The sequence below is a fragment of the Kosakonia sp. WA-90 genome (assembly GCF_039871955.1).
In the GTDB taxonomy this organism is placed as follows: domain Bacteria; phylum Pseudomonadota; class Gammaproteobacteria; order Enterobacterales; family Enterobacteriaceae; genus Kosakonia; species Kosakonia oryzendophytica.
Map to the genome: position 1 here is coordinate 41,409 of NZ_JBDPLJ010000006.1, position 13,890 is coordinate 55,298.

Sequence of the window (13,890 nt, forward strand, 5' to 3'; positions counted from 1 at the left end):
GTGTAGAACGGCCTTTTTTTCGTCAACCCTGTGGGGGCGGATCGATTTTCAAGGAACAACAATAACACCATGCAAAGCCTTTCCCCGACATCGCGATATTTAAATGCCCTGCACGAGGGTAGTCATCAGCCGGATGATGTGCAAAAAGAAGCGGTTAATAGACTGGATATTATTTACCAGGCGTTAATCGACCGTAGCGAAACTGCCGCGCCGCAGAACAGCGGACTGCTGGCAACGTTCAGCAAATGGCTGGGTAAGCGCGATACGCGCACGTTAGCACCAGTACGCGGCCTGTATATGTGGGGCGGTGTAGGGCGCGGGAAGACCTGGCTGATGGATCTGTTCTATCAAAGCCTGCCAGGAGCCCGTAAGCAGCGCCTGCATTTCCACCGTTTTATGCTTCGTGTGCACGAAGAGCTCACTTCGCTGCAAGGGCAAACAGACCCACTGGAAATTGTGGCTGATCGCTTTAAAGCCGAAACCGATGTGCTGTGTTTCGATGAATTTTTCGTGTCGGATATCACCGACGCAATGTTACTTGGCGGATTGATGAAAGCGCTGTTCGCGCGTGGGATCACGCTGGTTGCCACCTCGAATATTCCGCCAGATGAGCTGTATCGCAACGGCTTGCAGCGTTCGCGTTTCCTGCCCGCTATCGATGCAATTAAGCAGTTCTGCGACATTATGAATGTCGATGCGGGTGTGGATTATCGCCTACGCACGTTAACGCAGGCGCATCTGTGGCTGACGCCACTTAATGATGAAACTCACCAGCAGATGGACAAACTCTGGCTGGCGCTGGCGGGTGCAAAACGCGAGCGAGCGCCGGAGCTGGAAATTAATCACCGGCCGTTGCCAACCCTGGGCGTGGAAAACCAGACGCTGGCGGTGTCGTTTGCCACGCTCTGTGTGGATGCGCGTAGTCAGCACGACTACATTGCACTCTCACGGCTGTTCCATACCGTTCTGTTATTTGATGTGCCCGTGATGACGCCGCTGATGGAAAGTGAGGCTCGGCGCTTTATTGCGCTGGTGGATGAGTTTTACGAGCGTCACGTCAAACTGGTGGTGAGCGCCGCGACGCCGCTGCATGAGATTTATCAAGGTGAACGCCTGAAGTTTGAATTTCAGCGCTGCTTATCGCGTTTGCAGGAGATGCAGAGCGAGGAGTATCTGAAACGCACACATATGCCGTAGTGAGGCGGGAAAAGACGCGACAAATCCCAATCCAAATCACAAAAAGGGGTCGATCTTTGACCCCGACTTCTCTATAATCCTGCGACCCCACGTTACAACAAGGTTTTTTTCCCGAAACACTTGTGTGCCGGCTAAACATATCCGAAGGGGTGGGTTTACTGGACAATGTCGTGTGAACCTCACTTGTATTTAAGCGTTTGGGTGTTCACCAACGTGTAACTAATTTATTTGGGTAAGCTTTTAATGAAAACTTTTACAGCTAAACCAGAAACCGTAAAACGCGACTGGTATGTTGTTGACGCGACCGGTAAAACTCTGGGCCGTCTGGCTTCCGAACTGGCTCGTCGCCTGCGCGGTAAGCATAAAGCGGAATACACTCCGCACGTTGATACTGGTGATTACATCATCGTTCTGAACGCAGAAAAAGTTGCTGTAACCGGCAACAAGCGTGAAGACAAAATGTACTACCACCACACCGGCCACATCGGTGGTATCAAAGAAGCGACCTTTGAAGAGATGATTGCCCGCCGTCCTGAGCGTGTGATTGAAATCGCGGTTAAAGGCATGTTGCCAAAAGGCCCGTTGGGTCGTGCTATGTACCGTAAACTGAAAGTTTACGCAGGCAACGAGCACAACCACGCGGCACAGCAACCGCAAGTTCTTGACATCTAATCGGGATTATAGGCAATGGCTGAAAATCAATACTACGGCACTGGTCGCCGCAAAAGCTCCGCCGCTCGCGTGTTCATCAAACCGGGCAACGGTAAAATCGTTATTAACCAGCGTTCTCTGGAACAGTACTTCGGTCGCGAAACTGCTCGCATGGTAGTTCGCCAGCCGCTGGAACTGGTTGATATGGTAGAAAAACTGGACCTGTACATCACTGTTAAAGGTGGTGGTATCTCTGGTCAGGCCGGCGCGATCCGTCACGGTATCACCCGCGCTCTGATGGAGTACGACGAGTCTCTGCGTTCCGAACTGCGTAAAGCTGGCTTCGTCACTCGTGACGCTCGTCAGGTTGAACGTAAAAAAGTCGGTCTGCGCAAAGCACGTCGTCGTCCGCAGTTCTCCAAACGTTAATTGGTTTCTGCTTCGGCAGAACGATTGGCGAAAAAACCCGGTGCAAACCGGGTTTTTTTATGGATAAAAATCATCTTATCCACAGTAATTGATTGATTATCTCTTCTTTTTCAGCATTTCCAGAATCCCCTCACCACAAAGCCCGCAAAATCTGGTAAACTATCATCCAATTTTCTGCCCAAATGGCTGGGATTGTTCATTTTTTGTTTGCTTTTTAAACGAGAGTGACAGTACGCGCGGGTGGTTAACTCAACATCTGACCGGTCGATTAGGTCCGGTAGTAGTAAATACTGAATATACCTGGAGGTTTTCATGGCTGTCGCTGCCAACAAACGTTCGGTAATGACGCTGTTTTCTGGTCCTGTGGACATCTATAGCCATCAGGTCCGTATCGTGCTGGCCGAAAAAGGTGTCAGCTTCGAAATTGAGCACGTGGAAAAGGATAATCCTCCTCAGGATCTGATTGACCTCAACCCGAATCAAAGCGTACCGACACTTGTAGATCGTGAGCTCACTCTGTGGGAATCACGCATCATTATGGAATATCTGGATGAGCGTTTCCCGCACCCGCCGTTGATGCCGGTTTATCCGGTCGCACGCGGTGAAAGCCGTCTGTACATGCACCGTATTGAGAAGGACTGGTATTCGCTGATGAATACTATCCAGAACAGCAGCGGTGCGCAGGCTGACGCAGCGCGTAAACAACTCCGTGAAGAACTGCTGGCGATTGGCCCGCTGTTCACCCAGAAACCTTACTTCCTGAATGACGAATTCAGCCTGGTGGATTGCTACCTTGCTCCGCTGCTGTGGCGTTTGCCGGTACTGGGTATCGAGCTGAGCGGCACAGGTGCTAAAGAGCTGAAAGGATATATGACGCGGGTATTTGAACGCGACTCTTTCCTCGCCTCTCTGACAGAAGCCGAGCGCGAAATGCGCCTGGGCCGGGGTTAATTGCATGGATTTGTCACAACTGTCTCCACGCCGTCCGTACTTATTACGGGCCTTTTACGAATGGCTGCTGGATAACCAGCTTACGCCGCATCTGGTTGTTGATGTGACGATGCCGGGCGTACGCGTGCCGATGGAGTATGCGCGTGACGGGCAAATCGTGTTAAACATCGCGCCGCGCGCGGTCGGAAACCTGGAGCTGGCCAATGACGAAGTGCGCTTCAGCGCTCGCTTCGGTGGTGTACCTCGCCAGGTCTCTGTGCCGCTTGCCGCTGTACTGGCGATTTATGCCCGTGAAAACGGCGCTGGCACCATGTTTGAACCAGAGGCTGCATACGACGAAGACGCCGTTAGTCTGAACGATGATGGCGAGGCTTCTGCGCAGGAAAGCGAGACGGTAATGTCGGTTATCGACGGTGATAAACCTGACCATGCAGACGATCAGGATAACAATCCTGACGATGATCCGCCGCCGCGCGGTGGGCGTCCATCGCTGCGGGTAGTGAAATAAAACAAACAGGGCCGGTTGGCCCTGTTTTGCTATCGGTAGTTCCTGAATGCTTCCCTGAAAAGAGACAATAAAAAAGGAGGCCGAAGCCTCCTTTTGGGCACTACATGGATATTACACTTCAAGGAAATTCATGATGCCCTCAGCCGCCTTACGGCCTTCGGCGATGGCGGTAACGACCAAATCGGAACCCCGCACGATATCACCACCGGCAAAGATTTTCGGGTTGCTGGTCTGGAAGGCATTTTCGCTACCTTCAGGTGCGATAATACGGCCCTGAGAGTCCAGCTCAACGCTGTGCTTCGCCAGCCACTCCATGCTGTGAGGACGGAAACCAAACGCCATAACAACTGCATCCGCAGGCACCACATGCTCTGAACCTGCAACGATCTCTGCACGACGACGCCCTTTCGCATCCGGTGCCCCCATCTCGGTACGCGCCATTTTCACGCCGCAGACCTTCCCGTTGGCATTAATCTCAATGCCCAGCGGCTGCACGTTAAACTGGAATTCCACACCCTCTTCGCGTGCGTTTTTCACTTCGCGTTTCGAGCCCGGCATGTTCTCTTCGTCACGGCGATAGGCGCAGATGACGTGCGTGGCACCCTGGCGAACCGAAGTGCGTACGCAGTCCATCGCGGTGTCACCCCCGCCAAGCACCACGACGCGTTTACCTTCCATGCTGACGTAAGGTGCGTCCGGTGTTTCGCCATAGCCCATAAGCTGTTTGGTATTGGCGATCAGGAACGGCAATGCATCATAGACACCCTGCGCATCTTCATTCTCAAGGCCACCACGCATGGACTGGTAGGTTCCCACGCCCAGGAAGACGGAGTCATACTCTTTCAGCAGATCTTCCAACTGTACGTCACGACCGACTTCTGTATTCAGTTTGAATTCGATGCCCATGCCGGTGAAGATTTCACGACGACGCGTCATTACCTCTTTTTCCAGCTTAAATGCCGGGATCCCAAAGGTCAGAAGGCCGCCGATCTCCGGGTGACGATCAAAGACGACCGCTTTTACACCATTGCGGGTCAGCACGTCGGCACACGCCAGCCCGGCCGGACCTGCACCGATGATGGCGACACGCTTGTCGGTCTGCTTCACGCCCGTTAAATCCGGACGCCAGCCCATTTCGAAGGCTTTATCGTTGATATAGCGCTCGATATTACCGATGGTCACGGCACCAAATTCGTCATTCAGCGTACAGGAGCCTTCGCACAGGCGATCCTGCGGGCATACACGCCCGCACACCTCCGGCAGGGTGTTGGTCTGATGCGACAGCTCTGCGGCTTCGAAAATACGCCCTTCGTTAGCCAGCTTCAGCCAGTTCGGAATGTAGTTATGAACCGGGCATTTCCACTCGCAGTAAGGGTTGCCACAGGAGAGGCAGCGATCTGCCTGCGCCTTGGCCTGACCTTCAGAGAAGGGCTCATAGATCTCAACAAATTCAATTTTACGCAGTTTCAGCGGTTTTTTTGCCGGGTCAACGCGCTGTAGGTCGATAAATTGGTAAACATTCTGACTCATCTGAATTCCTTACTGCGCCTGCACGCGCAACTCAGCCGCGCTGCGACTACGGTGACCTAACAGGGCTTTCACATCGCTGGATTTCGGCTTAACCAGAGCGAATTTTGCCGCAAATGCTGGCCAGTTCGCCAGGATCTCTTCGCCGCGCTGAGAACCGGTATGCTGCACATGCTCGGTGATCAGACCACGCAGATGCTCTTCATGGATGGCGAGGTCATCGACGCTCAACACTTCCACCAGTTCCGAGTTAACGCGTTTACGGAATTCACCGTCTTCATCCAGCACATAGCCGAAGCCGCCTGTCATACCCGCACCGAAGTTGACGCCGGTTTTACCCAGTACGCAAACAATACCGCCGGTCATGTATTCACAACCGTTATCGCCAATGCCTTCCACTACGGTGATAGCCCCCGAGTTACGCACTGCGAAACGCTCGCCCGCACGCCCTGCGGCATACAGTCGGCCACCGGTAGCGCCATAAAGACAGGTGTTACCGATAATGCTCGCTTCATGGCTGCGGAACGCCGAACCCACCGGAGGACGAATGGCCAGCAGACCGCCCGCCATACCTTTACCGACGTAGTCGTTGGCATCGCCGGTCAGGTAAAGCTCAACCCCGCCTGCGTTCCACACGCCGAAGCTCTGGCCTGCGGTGCCGCTAAAGTGGGCTTTAATCGGATCGGCCGCCAGACCCTGGTCGCCATGCGTCTGCGCAATATAGCCAGACAACAATGCGCCAACGGAACGGTCGGTGTTACGGATATCGAACCAGAAGGTTTTGCTCTGTTTTTCATCCACATACGGTTTCGCCTGCTGCAGCAACTGCGCATTCAGCACGCCATTATCAAACGGCGGGTTGTTTTCGGTGCAGTACAGCGCTTTACCCGGATGGGGTTCAGCGGTTTCCAGCAGTTTCGCCAGATCCAGTTTTTGTTGCTTCGCGGTGAAGCCTTCCAGCTCTTTGAGTAAGTCAGTGCGGCCAATCAGGTCGACCAGACGTTTCACACCTAGTTGCGCCATCAACTCACGGGTTTCACGTGCGATGAATTCGAAGTAGTTCGTTACTTTGAACGGCAGGCCGTGATAGTGGTTCTTACGCAGTTTATCGTCCTGCGTTGCTACACCGGTTGCGCAGTTGTTCAGGTGACAGATACGCAGATATTTACAGCCCAGCGCCACCATCGGGCCGGTGCCGAAGCCAAAGCTTTCTGCGCCCAGGATCGCCGCTTTAATGATGTCCTGCCCGGTTTTCAGACCGCCATCCACCTGCAAACGGATCTTATGACGCAGACCGTTGGCAACCAGCGCCTGTTGGGTTTCCACCAGCCCCAGTTCCCACGGGCAACCAGCATATTTCACGGAGGAGAGCGGGCTCGCACCCGTGCCGCCATCGTAACCGGCGATAGTGATCAAGTCGGCGTATGCTTTTGCCACACCGGTCGCGATGGTGCCGACGCCTGGTTCGGAAACCAGCTTCACGGAGATCATCGCTTTCGGGTTGACCTGTTTCAGGTCAAAAATGAGCTGTGCCAAATCCTCAATCGAGTAAATATCGTGGTGCGGCGGCGGAGAAATCAGCGTGACGCCAGGTACGGAGTAGCGCAGTTTCGCGATGTACGGCGTGACTTTATCACCCGGTAACTGACCGCCTTCACCCGGTTTAGCCCCCTGAGCGACTTTGATCTGGATAACATCAGCGTTTACCAGATAAGCCGGTGTGACGCCGAAGCGACCAGAAGCAACCTGCTTAATACGCGAGACTTTGTTGGTGCCGTAACGCGCTGGATCCTCACCACCTTCACCAGAGTTTGAGAAACCGCCAAGGCTGTTCATGGCTTCAGCCAGCGCTTCGTGTGCTTCCGGACTCAATGCACCGATAGACATGGCCGCAGTATCAAAGCGTTTAAACAACTCACTCGCCGGTTCCACGTCCTTCAGATTGACCGCTTCGCCGTTTGGCGTGATGGATAACAGGTCGCGCAGCGTTGCCGCTGGACGTTCGTTCACCAGCTTCGCATATTCCTGATAGTCACTATACTCGCCGCTCTGTACTGCCTGTTGCAGCGTACGCACCACGTCCGGGTTGTAAGCGTGATATTCGCCGCCGTGAACATACTTCAGCAAACCGCCTTGCGACAGCGGCTTACGCGCCAGCCAGGCGACTTTAGAGAGGTTCAGCAGATCCTGCTGGAAGTCGCTAAAGCCAGCGCCGCCAATACGGCTAATCACACCCTGGAAGCACAGTGCGGCGACATCGTCGTGCAGACCGACGGCTTCGAACAGTTTTGAACAGCGATAAGAGGCAATGGTCGAGATGCCCATTTTGGACATGATCTTGTACAGGCCTTTATTGATGCCGTTACGGTAGTTCAGCATCACCGTGCGGTAGTTTTTCTCGATGGCTTTATTGTCAACCAGTTTGGCCAGCGTTTCATATGCCAGATACGGGTAGATTGCCGTCGCGCCGAAGCCCAACAACACAGCGAAGTGGTGCGGATCGCGAGCGCTGGCCGTTTCGACAATAATGTTGGCGTCACAGCGCAGGCTCTTCTCAACCAGACGTGTCTGGATGGCGCCCACTGCCATTGGCGCTGGCACCGGCAGGCGATTTTTGGCGATATTGCGATCGGAGAGCACCAGTAGCACAGTGCCGTTACGCACCATCTGTTCAGCTTTATCACACAGCGCCTTAACGGTCTCTTCCAGCGTCACTTCGGTGACGTCAAAAGTGATATCCAGCGTATCAGCGCGGTAGTGCTCCTCTTTTATCGTCGTGAGCTGTTTGAAATCGGAATAGAGCAGGATCGGCGATTTAAAGCTCAGACGGTGCGCCTGGCCTTCAGCTTCGCAGAAGACGTTCATTTCGCGGCCAATACTGGTGGCCAGCGACATCACGTGCGCTTCACGCAGCGGATCGATAGGCGGGTTGGTTACCTGCGCAAACTGCTGACGGAAGTAGTCATAAATAATGCGCGGCTGGCTGGAGAGCACGGCGAATGGTGTGTCATCACCCATTGATCCGACTGCTTCCTGGCCATTTTCACCCAGTACGCGGATAACGGAGTCCAGTTCTTCAAAACTGTAGTTAAACTGTTTCTGATAGCTGGCCAGCAGGTCATCATCCATTTCACGAGTGCCGACTTCTTCATCCGGCAGATCTTCAAATGGCACAAGACGGCGGACGTTTTTCTCCATCCACTCTTTGTACGGGTGGCGGCTTTTCAGATCGTCATCGGTTTCTGCCGAGTGCAGGATGCGCCCGCCGCGGGTATCGATAACCATCAACTCGCCTGGACCAACGCGGCCTTTTTCCACCACTTCGTCCGGCTGGTAATCCCAGATGCCCACTTCAGAAGCACAGGTGATCAGTTTGTCTTTGGTGATGACATAGCGCGCCGGACGCAGACCATTACGGTCGAGGTTACAGGCGGCGAAACGACCGTCGGACATCACAATGCCCGCCGGGCCGTCCCACGGTTCCATATGCATGGAGTTAAAGTCGAAGAAGCTGCGCAGGTCCGGATCCATATCCGGGTTGTTTTGCCATGCTGGCGGTACCAGCAGACGCATCGCGCGCACGATATCCATCCCACCTGCCAGAAGCAGTTCGAGCATATTATCCATCGAACTGGAGTCTGAGCCGGTTTCGTTGACGAACGGCGCGGCATCATGGAGATCCGGAATCAGCGGCGTTTGGAATTTATAGGTACGCGCACGCGCCCACTGGCGGTTACCGGTGATGGTGTTAATTTCACCGTTGTGCGCCAGGTAGCGGAACGGCTGCGCCAGCGGCCAGCGCGGTACGGTATTGGTGGAGAAGCGCTGGTGGAAGAGGCAAATGGCCGATTCCAGACGCAGGTCCGCCAGGTCCAGGTAGAAGCGCGGCAGGTCAGCCGGCATACACAGACCTTTATAGATGTTCACCAGGTTCGAAAGGCTACAAACGTAGAACTCTTTATCTTCCTGCAGGCGTTTTTCAATACGGCGACGGGCGATAAACAGACGACGCTCCATATCGCGCGGACGCCAGCCTGCCGGGGCGTTAACAAAAATTTGCTCAATACGAGGCAGCGAGGAGAGGGCTATTTCACCGAGCACCCCGTCGTTCGTCGGCACATCGCGCCAGCCAACAATGGATAAGGTCTCACGTTGAAGCTCTTCTTCAACAACACGGCGCGATGCGCTGGCCTTTTCCGGATCCTGGTTCAGGAATAGCATGCCCACGGCGTAATTTTTGGCTAAACGCCAGCCGCGCTCTTCCGCCACAATCCGGAAGAAACGATCGGGTTTTTGCAGCAACAGGCCGCAACCATCACCGGTCTTACCGTCGGCGAGAATAGCGCCACGGTGCTGCATTCTGGCCAGTGCGTGAATAGCGGTGCGCACTACCTTGTGGCTAGGTTCGCCTTCTATGTGGGCGATCAGGCCGAAACCACAGTTATCCCTCTCAAGGGATTTATCGTACAACATATCAGTGAACCTCCCCAGGCTCTACGGGAGCCCCTCCTGAACGATGCGCACAGGCGTAAAAAGAGCATGGCGACGGGGCATTTGCCTCGCATGTCGCCCTCTTTTAATTTCCTTTTCGCATCGATACACAAGTGTTGAGGACTTGCTTAAGAGGGAATCTCAATTACTGCATAAATATGATGAGCAGACTGCTCATCCAGAAAGCTTCCAGCGGATTTCCAAGTTATCGGGAATCCGTACACAGGTCAAATGCCGAGCTTATTTATACAAAAAAGTGCTAAACATGAATTAACTTTTTGATAAATAAGTTAATTTAACTATTTTTACATTGAGTAAACGGCAGACTAAGCGGCAGCAGAGTGTGATCTGACTCACTATACAAAAGCGCCCTTTATGACGTTCTGTTCTGATTGTTGAATTAATGGCAGATTTTTATTCTGCATCAGAGTCTGGACCCGCATAAAGTCACTGTTTTTCACCGGTGTTCGTATTTCTGCAAAATAATGCAGGAACATAAGGAAAAGTAATTGCTTGTAGCGTGAATGAAATTGCGATTATATTGACTGTTTATGCAATAGATAAAGGCCTTCCCGGGCGATTGATCCAAGTCATCGCCGACGAAAGCTAAAAGTGGCAGGCTACACCCTTTCTTCAGGGCGGCCTTCCAGATTATGCAGTTACAGAAATTAGTCAATATGTTTGGTGGGGATCTTGCTCGCCGTTATGGGCAAAAAGTTCACAAACTGACGCTGCATGGCGGTTTTAGTTGCCCTAACCGCGATGGCACGATTGGTCGTGGGGGATGCACTTTTTGTAATGTGGCTTCCTTTGCTGACGAGGCGCAGCAGCATCGCTCCATTGCCGAACAACTGGCCCATCAGGCCATGCTTGTTAATCGTGCCAGGCGCTATCTTGCGTATTTCCAGGCCTATACCAGCACCTGGGCTGAAGTGCAGGTGCTGCGCTCGATGTACCAGCAGGCTGTCAGCCAGGCGAGCATTGTCGGGTTGTGCGTCGGCACTCGCCCGGACTGCGTTCCTGACGCGGTGCTGGATCTGCTGTGCGAATATCACCACCAGGGGTATGAAGTCTGGCTGGAACTGGGTCTGCAAACCGCGCACGATAAAACACTGCACCGCATTAACCGCGGCCACGATTTCGCCTGTTATCAGAAAACCACGCAACTGGCTCGTGAACGCGGCCTGAAAGTGTGTACTCATCTGATTGTGGGATTGCCTGGCGAACGTCAGCCGGACTGTCTGCAAACCATTGAACGCGTTGTCGAGACCGGCGTCGACGGTATTAAGCTTCATCCGCTGCATATTGTGAAAGGCAGCATTATGGCGAAAGCGTGGGAAGCCGGTCGTCTTAATGGCATTGGGCTTGAGGAGTACACAGTGATTGCCGGTGAAATGATCCGCCACACGCCACCAGAGGTGATTTATCACCGCGTTTCTGCCAGCGCGCGTCGCCCGACGTTGCTGGCGCCGCTATGGTGCGAAAACCGTTGGACGGGTATGGTGGAGCTCGATCGTTATCTGACCGCCCACGGTGCGCAAGGCTCTGCATTAGGTCGCTGTTGGCAGTCTCCCGCGTAACACGCTCTGCTTCTTTCGTATTTTTTCATCGGATCGCGAATTACCACAGCATTTTTCGCACTCGCTTCAACCCTTTGCTCAGAATTGGGTATTATTGAGCGGACTTGTTCGAGGAAATCTCTATGAAGCAAATCCGTTTACTGGCGCAATATTATGTAGACCTGATGATGAAACTGGGTCTGGTGCGTTTTTCCCTCTTGCTGGCGCTGGCCCTGGTAGTGACTGCGATTGTGGTGCAGATGGCCGTTACCATGGTGTTGCAAGGGGAGGTGGAAAGCATTGACGTTATCCGCTCCATTTTCTTTGGTCTGTTGATTACGCCCTGGGCGGTCTATTTCTTGTCGGTGGTGGTGGAGCAGCTTGAAGAGTCGCGCCAGCGCTTGTCTCGCCTGGTGGATAAGCTGGAAGAGATGCGTGAGCGTGATCTCCAACTCAATGTGCAACTGAAAGACAATATTACGCAGCTCAATCAGGAAATCAGCGATCGCGAAAAGGCGGAGGCTGAACGGCAGTCCACGTTTGAGCAACTCAAAATAGAGATGCAGGAGCGCGAACAAACGCAGATCCAGCTCGAACAGCAATCTTCTTTCCTGCGCTCTTTCCTTGATGCCTCCCCGGATCTGGTGTTTTACCGCAATGAAGACAAAGAGTTTTCTGGCTGTAACCGGGCGATGGAGCTGCTTACGGGAAAAAGCGAAAAGCAGTTGATCAATCTGAAGCCGCAGGACGTTTACTCGCCGGAAGCAGCGGAAAAAGTGATCGAGACCGATGAGAAAGTCTTCCGCCATAACGTGTCACTGACCTATGAGCAGTGGCTTGACTATCCTGACGGGCGTAAAGCCTGTTTCGAAATCCGCAAAGTGCCCTATTACGACCGTGTCGGTAAACGCCACGGGCTGATGGGCTTTGGCCGCGATATTACCGAGCGTAAGCGCTATCAGGATGCGCTGGAGCGCGCCAGCCGGGATAAGACAACCTTTATCTCAACGATCAGCCACGAGCTGCGTACACCGCTTAACGGGATTGTCGGGCTGAGCCGCATTTTGCTCGATACCGAATTGACAGAAGAGCAAGAAAAATACCTGAAAACTATCCATGTCTCTGCGGTCACGCTGGGGAATATATTTAACGATATTATCTATATGGATAAGATGGAGCGCCGTAAGGTGCAACTGGATAACCAGCCTCTCGACTTCACCAGTTTCCTGGCGGATCTGGAAAACCTCTCCGGTTTGCAGGCGCATCAGAAAGGGCTGCGTTTTGTGCTTGAGCCGACGCTGCCATTGCCGCATCAGGTTATCGCTGATGGTACGCGCCTGCGGCAGATCCTGTGGAATCTTATCAGTAACGCCGTCAAGTTTACCCGCGAAGGCCAGGTTGTGGTGCGTGTGCGCTATGACGAAGGCGAGATGTTGCACTTTGAGGTGCAGGATTCCGGTATCGGTATTCCCCGTGAAGAGCAGGATAAAATTTTCGCCATGTACTATCAGGTCAAAGATAGCCATGGCGGAAAACCGGCAACCGGGACCGGTATCGGTCTGGCCGTATCACGCAGGTTGGCAAAAAATATGGGGGGCGATATTACCGTCAGCAGTGAGCCGGGAGCCGGTTCCGTCTTTACCCTGACCATCCATGCTCCGGCGGTGGCGGAAGAAGTCGAAGACGCGTTTGACGAGGATGACATGCCGCTTCCAGCGCTACATGTGCTGTTGGTGGAGGACATTGAGCTGAACGTGATTGTTGCACGTTCTGTGCTGGAAAAACTGGGCAGCAGCGTAGACGTGGCGATGACGGGGACGGCTGCGCTGGAGATGTTCACGCCGGGTGAATATGACCTGGTGCTGCTGGATATCCAGTTGCCGGATATGACCGGTCTGGATATTTCCCGGGCGCTGACCAGCCGTTATCCCCGCGAAGATCTCCCTCCATTGGTGGCGTTAACTGCCAACGTGCTGAAAGACAAACGGGAATATCTCGATGCGGGTATGGATGATGTGCTAAGCAAACCGCTGGCGGTCCCGGCATTAACTGCCATGATTAAAAAGTTCTGGGATGCCGGTAATGACGAGGAGGAGCAAGTGACGACCACGGATAACAGTAAAGCGCAAACGTTGCTTGATATCGCCATGCTTGAGCAATACATCGAGCTGGTCGGGCCGAAGCTGATCACTGACGGGCTGGCGGTGTTCGAGAAAATGATGCCGGGTTACCTGAGTGTACTGGAGTCGAATCTGACTGCGCGCGATCAAAAAGGGATCGTCGATGAAGGGCACAAAATCAAAGGCGCGGCAGGCTCTGTTGGGTTACGCCATTTGCAGCAGTTGGGTCAGCAGATCCAGTCGCCGGATCTTCCGGCCTGGTCAGACAATGTCGGAGACTGGGTAGAAGAGATGAAACAAGAGTGGCGCAACGACGTTGCGGTATTGAAAGCCTGGGTTGCAGACGCTGGAAAAAAATGACCCCGGATTAACCGGGGTGCGCGAATACTGCGCCAACACCAGGGAAACCGTGGCTGCGCCGTAATTTTTAGATTTTTTTGCAAGGGCGTAGTCAGAA

General features: G+C 53.6%; 9 protein-coding genes. 7 read left to right on the forward strand and 2 right to left on the reverse strand.

Annotated features, from left to right (window positions below; genetic code table 11):
- The first annotated feature begins 69 nt into the window (after positions 1 to 69).
- The 5 genes from zapE (at position 70) to sspB (ending at position 3,736) form a co-directional block, all read left to right on the forward strand.
- Positions 70 to 1,197 carry a cell division protein ZapE gene (gene zapE, locus ABGA49_RS11980; RefSeq protein WP_347665602.1) on the forward strand — a complete coding sequence of 376 codons (1,128 nt, stop codon included), beginning with the start codon at positions 70 to 72 and terminating at the stop codon, positions 1,195 to 1,197.
- A gap of 243 nt (positions 1,198 to 1,440) precedes the next feature.
- The gene (gene rplM / locus ABGA49_RS11985) at positions 1,441 to 1,869 is read left to right on the forward strand and encodes a 50S ribosomal protein L13 (RefSeq protein WP_004868222.1); all 429 of its coding nucleotides are present in this window, start codon (positions 1,441 to 1,443) and stop codon (positions 1,867 to 1,869) included.
- Positions 1,870 to 1,884: 15 nt separating this feature from the next.
- Complete coding sequence (rpsI, locus tag ABGA49_RS11990) at positions 1,885 to 2,277, forward strand: 30S ribosomal protein S9 (RefSeq protein ID WP_000829818.1); 393 nt, start codon at positions 1,885 to 1,887, stop codon at positions 2,275 to 2,277.
- Between the two features lie 312 nt (positions 2,278 to 2,589).
- Positions 2,590 to 3,228 carry a stringent starvation protein SspA gene (gene sspA, locus ABGA49_RS11995; RefSeq protein ID WP_045512693.1) on the forward strand — a complete coding sequence of 213 codons (639 nt, stop codon included), beginning with the start codon at positions 2,590 to 2,592 and terminating at the stop codon, positions 3,226 to 3,228.
- A 4-nt stretch (positions 3,229 to 3,232) separates the two neighbouring features.
- Positions 3,233 to 3,736: a ClpXP protease specificity-enhancing factor gene (sspB, locus tag ABGA49_RS12000; protein WP_088236599.1), complete on the forward strand. Its 504-nt coding sequence runs from the start codon at positions 3,233 to 3,235 to the stop codon at positions 3,734 to 3,736.
- A 111-nt stretch (positions 3,737 to 3,847) separates the two neighbouring features.
- Here sspB and ABGA49_RS12005 read toward each other — a convergent pair whose 3' ends face one another.
- Both ABGA49_RS12005 and gltB read right to left on the reverse strand, forming a co-directional pair.
- On the reverse strand, positions 3,848 to 5,266 hold the full coding sequence (locus tag ABGA49_RS12005; protein WP_061492982.1) for a glutamate synthase small subunit: 1,419 nt from the start codon (positions 5,264 to 5,266) through the stop codon (positions 3,848 to 3,850).
- Between the two features lie 9 nt (positions 5,267 to 5,275).
- Positions 5,276 to 9,736, reverse strand: a complete 4,461-nt coding sequence (gene gltB / locus ABGA49_RS12010) for a glutamate synthase large subunit (RefSeq protein ID WP_347665603.1) — start codon at positions 9,734 to 9,736, stop codon at positions 5,276 to 5,278.
- A gap of 671 nt (positions 9,737 to 10,407) precedes the next feature.
- Here gltB and ABGA49_RS12015 point away from each other — a divergent pair.
- Entirely contained in the window at positions 10,408 to 11,334 is a 927-nt protein-coding gene (locus tag ABGA49_RS12015; protein WP_347665604.1) for a TIGR01212 family radical SAM protein, read from the forward strand.
- 122 nt (positions 11,335 to 11,456) lie between these two features.
- Positions 11,457 to 13,793, forward strand: coding sequence for an aerobic respiration two-component sensor histidine kinase ArcB (arcB, locus tag ABGA49_RS12020; RefSeq protein ID WP_347665605.1), 2,337 nt, complete (start codon positions 11,457 to 11,459; stop codon positions 13,791 to 13,793).
- Positions 13,794 to 13,890 lie beyond the last annotated feature (97 nt).

Coding starts and splice junctions, on each gene's coding strand:
- zapE (WP_347665602.1), top strand. CDS start 70: ATGCAAAGCCTTTCCCCGACATCGCGATATTTAAATGCCCTGCACGAG.
- rplM (WP_004868222.1), top strand. CDS start 1,441: ATGAAAACTTTTACAGCTAAACCAGAAACCGTAAAACGCGACTGGTAT.
- rpsI (WP_000829818.1), top strand. CDS start 1,885: ATGGCTGAAAATCAATACTACGGCACTGGTCGCCGCAAAAGCTCCGCC.
- sspA (WP_045512693.1), top strand. CDS start 2,590: ATGGCTGTCGCTGCCAACAAACGTTCGGTAATGACGCTGTTTTCTGGT.
- sspB (WP_088236599.1), top strand. CDS start 3,233: ATGGATTTGTCACAACTGTCTCCACGCCGTCCGTACTTATTACGGGCC.
- ABGA49_RS12005 (WP_061492982.1), bottom strand. CDS start 5,266: ATGAGTCAGAATGTTTACCAATTTATCGACCTACAGCGCGTTGACCCG.
- gltB (WP_347665603.1), bottom strand. CDS start 9,736: ATGTTGTACGATAAATCCCTTGAGAGGGATAACTGTGGTTTCGGCCTG.
- ABGA49_RS12015 (WP_347665604.1), top strand. CDS start 10,408: ATGCAGTTACAGAAATTAGTCAATATGTTTGGTGGGGATCTTGCTCGC.
- arcB (WP_347665605.1), top strand. CDS start 11,457: ATGAAGCAAATCCGTTTACTGGCGCAATATTATGTAGACCTGATGATG.